The following is a 2,430-nucleotide window of genomic DNA, read 5'->3' as shown; positions in this document are numbered from 1 at the left end:
GCGGACTTGTCCTGGGAGGCCGAGGATCTGGTGATCCAATCGGCGAAGAAGACCTTCGCCAAGATCCAAGCCGAGGTCGAGATCCGTAACGAGGCCCGTGTTCATCTCTGGTACGAGCAGAAGTTCGGGACACCATGCACTCCCTTTTCGTCCACAGAGGACGCGATCGACCGCTTCGCCGCGACCACCTGCTGTCTGGGAGTACGCCTCGAACAAGACGGACGCTGGCGCGTCTACGCACCCCACGGCCTATCTGACGTGTTCAACCTCGTAGTTCGCCCCAACCCAGTAATGGCTCCTCGCAGCGTCTACGAAACCAAGACCAGCCGCTGGAGCCAACATTGGCCTGAGCTCACTGTCCTACCCTGGCTGTTGCGCGGCGTTGAAGATGCCGATGAATCCGGCGTTGTGAGTGCCGATGGTATGGGGCGAGGAAACCCCGCCGGGTGTTGCTGCGGCGGGGTTTCCTCGGTGAGGTGCCTGGCTTGGTCGGCAAGGTGCCGGCTGGTGTTAGTCGACGACCTCGCTGACCGCGGAGCGGGTGGCGGGTTCGTCGACGAGGTTCTTGCCGGTGGCGAACGCGGCGACGAGGGATTGCAGGGCGAGGTTGTTGACTGCGCGGGGTAGCCGCGGGCGGTGGTGTGGATCAGGTTGAGGGCGTCTTCGGTGAAGAGTTGGTCGGCGCGGCCGACGAGTTTGAGGTGGTGGGTGATGTAGCTGCTGGTTTCGGTGGCGGTCATGCCGGGCATGGCGTAGCGCAGTGCGGTGCGCTGTTCGAGGGCGGCGAGAACGGCGAGTTTCATGGTGCGTCGCAGGGTGGGTTGGCCGACGAGCAGGCAGGCCAGTGGCGAGTCCTGGTCCATTGACTGGTTGGTGAGCATGCGGATGGTTTCGAGTTGTTCGTAGGTGAGCAGGTGGGCCTCGTCGATGACGAGGACGGGGGTGCGTCCGCGTTCTTCTCGTTCTGCGACAAGGGCTTTGCTGGCCTGGACGGTCAGCCGGGAGCCGAGGTGGGCGGCGGGCTGGCCGACGGTGTTGACGATTTGTTCGTGGATGCCACGGACCCCGATCAGCGGGTTGGGCAGATAGATCACGGTGTGTTTGGAGGGGTCGAGGCTGGTCAGGACGGTGCGGACGGACACGGTTTTGCCGGCGCCGACCTCGCCGGTGACCACGCCGATGGTGCGCTCAGCGATGCACCAGCTGATCCGGGCGATGGCCTCGTTGTGGGAGGTGTGGCGGTGCAGCATCCCGGGCGCGAGGTCACGACCGAAGGGCGTGCGGGTGAAGCCGTAGTGGGCCTGCAGTTTCTCGATCATCGAGTGTCCTTATCGGATGTCCTTGTGGGGGTGGGCTGTTCGGTGGTGATACGGGCGAGCAGATCGGCCTTTGTGGCGTGGAAGGCTGTGAGCTCGGCTGGACTGGTCGCACCGGGACCTGCTTCCGACAGGCGCCTGATCCAACCGATGAGATCGGTGATCTCGGTGATCGTCACGTCATCACCGGCCATGTGTTCGCCAGCGGTGTTCATGGCTGCTGTCCATCGGCGCCGGTGGTGTCGTGCTCAGAACCGTGTGGTCGGTCGTGGTCGGCCAGCGCGCTGTAGTTGACCTTGTCGGCGAGTTCGGTGCTGTGGATGTTGTCGATCAGGCCGAGGTAGTCGATGCCGGTGGTCGGCGTGGGCGGCTCGGCCGGAACCTCGGGCTTGGCCTTGGGGTGGGCGTGGCGGCTGATCTGGAACGGCAGCGCCGTGCCCGCGTCGACGCCGTCGTAGCGCACCCGCAGGTAGGTCAGATCGAACGGGTCGAACACGAGCTCGACCTTGCGCCCGACCAGGCCGGGGTCGACCTGATATCGGTTGCCGTGCAAGGAAACGAGCGCGGTCTTGGACACGGTGCGGTGCTCCGACCAGCGGAACGCCTCGGCCAGATCCGCCGGCGCCGGCACCGGGTAGGGCCCGCCTTCCAACCACCGTGGCAACGGCGCATAGCCGGTTTCGGAATGCTGTCGCCGGTGGTAGACGGTCTCCACCCAGGCGGTGAACAACCGGTTCAGCTCGGCCAGGTCGTGGATCTGGCGGCCCGCTTCGCCGTCACCAGTAGCGATCTCCACCACGAACTCGCTGTTCACGGTGCGGAAGAACCGTTCGATCTTCCCACGGCCCTGCGGCCGGCCGGGAGCGGAGTGCACCAGCTTGATCCCGAGCTTCGCGCAGGCCCGCAACAGCCAGGAATCCACGAATGCGGAGCCGTTGTCAACGTAGGCGTGCTCGGGAACCCCGCGCGCTGCCAGAGCCGGCCGCAGCGCCGCGGCGAGGCGGACGGTGTCCTCGGCATATCCCCAACGGTGTCCCACGATCGCGCGGGAGTAGTCATCGAGGAACGCGAACAGGTAGGTTTTGCGGCCGTCGATACGCGTGCCATGTAGGGT

General features: G+C 65.4%; 2 protein-coding genes and 2 pseudogenes. 1 reads left to right on the top strand and 3 read right to left on the bottom strand.

The features are described from left to right. Positions 1–30: 30 nt before the first annotated feature. Positions 31–300: pseudogene (locus ACRDU5_RS19455) on the top strand (nucleotidyltransferase family protein); the annotation flags it as partial. Positions 301–510: 210 nt separating this feature from the next. On the opposite strand, the pseudogene ACRDU5_RS19450 reads toward ACRDU5_RS19455, so the two are convergent. The 3 genes and pseudogenes from ACRDU5_RS19450 to ACRDU5_RS19440 form a co-directional block, all read right to left on the bottom strand. After that, positions 511–1,319 (bottom strand): annotated as a pseudogene (locus ACRDU5_RS19450) (ExeA family protein). Further along, on the bottom strand, positions 1,316–1,531 hold the full coding sequence (locus ACRDU5_RS19445; RefSeq protein WP_526616416.1) for a hypothetical protein: 216 nt from the start codon (positions 1,529–1,531) through the stop codon (positions 1,316–1,318). The pseudogene ACRDU5_RS19450 and the gene ACRDU5_RS19445 overlap by 4 nt, the downstream one beginning before the upstream one ends. Continuing rightward, a partial coding sequence (locus tag ACRDU5_RS19440) for a DDE-type integrase/transposase/recombinase (protein ID WP_526616415.1) occupies positions 1,528–2,430 on the bottom strand: 903 nt, incomplete at its 5' end. The genes ACRDU5_RS19445 and ACRDU5_RS19440, both read right to left, overlap by 4 nt.

Source organism: Mycobacterium sp., assembly GCF_050701515.1.
GTDB lineage: Bacteria > Actinomycetota > Actinomycetes > Mycobacteriales > Mycobacteriaceae > Mycobacterium.
Note: the sequence above shows the minus strand (reverse complement) of the source record. Positions and strands in the feature narration are given on the sequence as shown.

Bases quoted from the DNA above. Each gene is read 5' to 3' on its own strand.
- ACRDU5_RS19445 (WP_526616416.1), bottom strand. From the start codon at position 1,531: ATGAACACCGCTGGCGAACACATGGCCGGTGATGACGTGACGATCACC.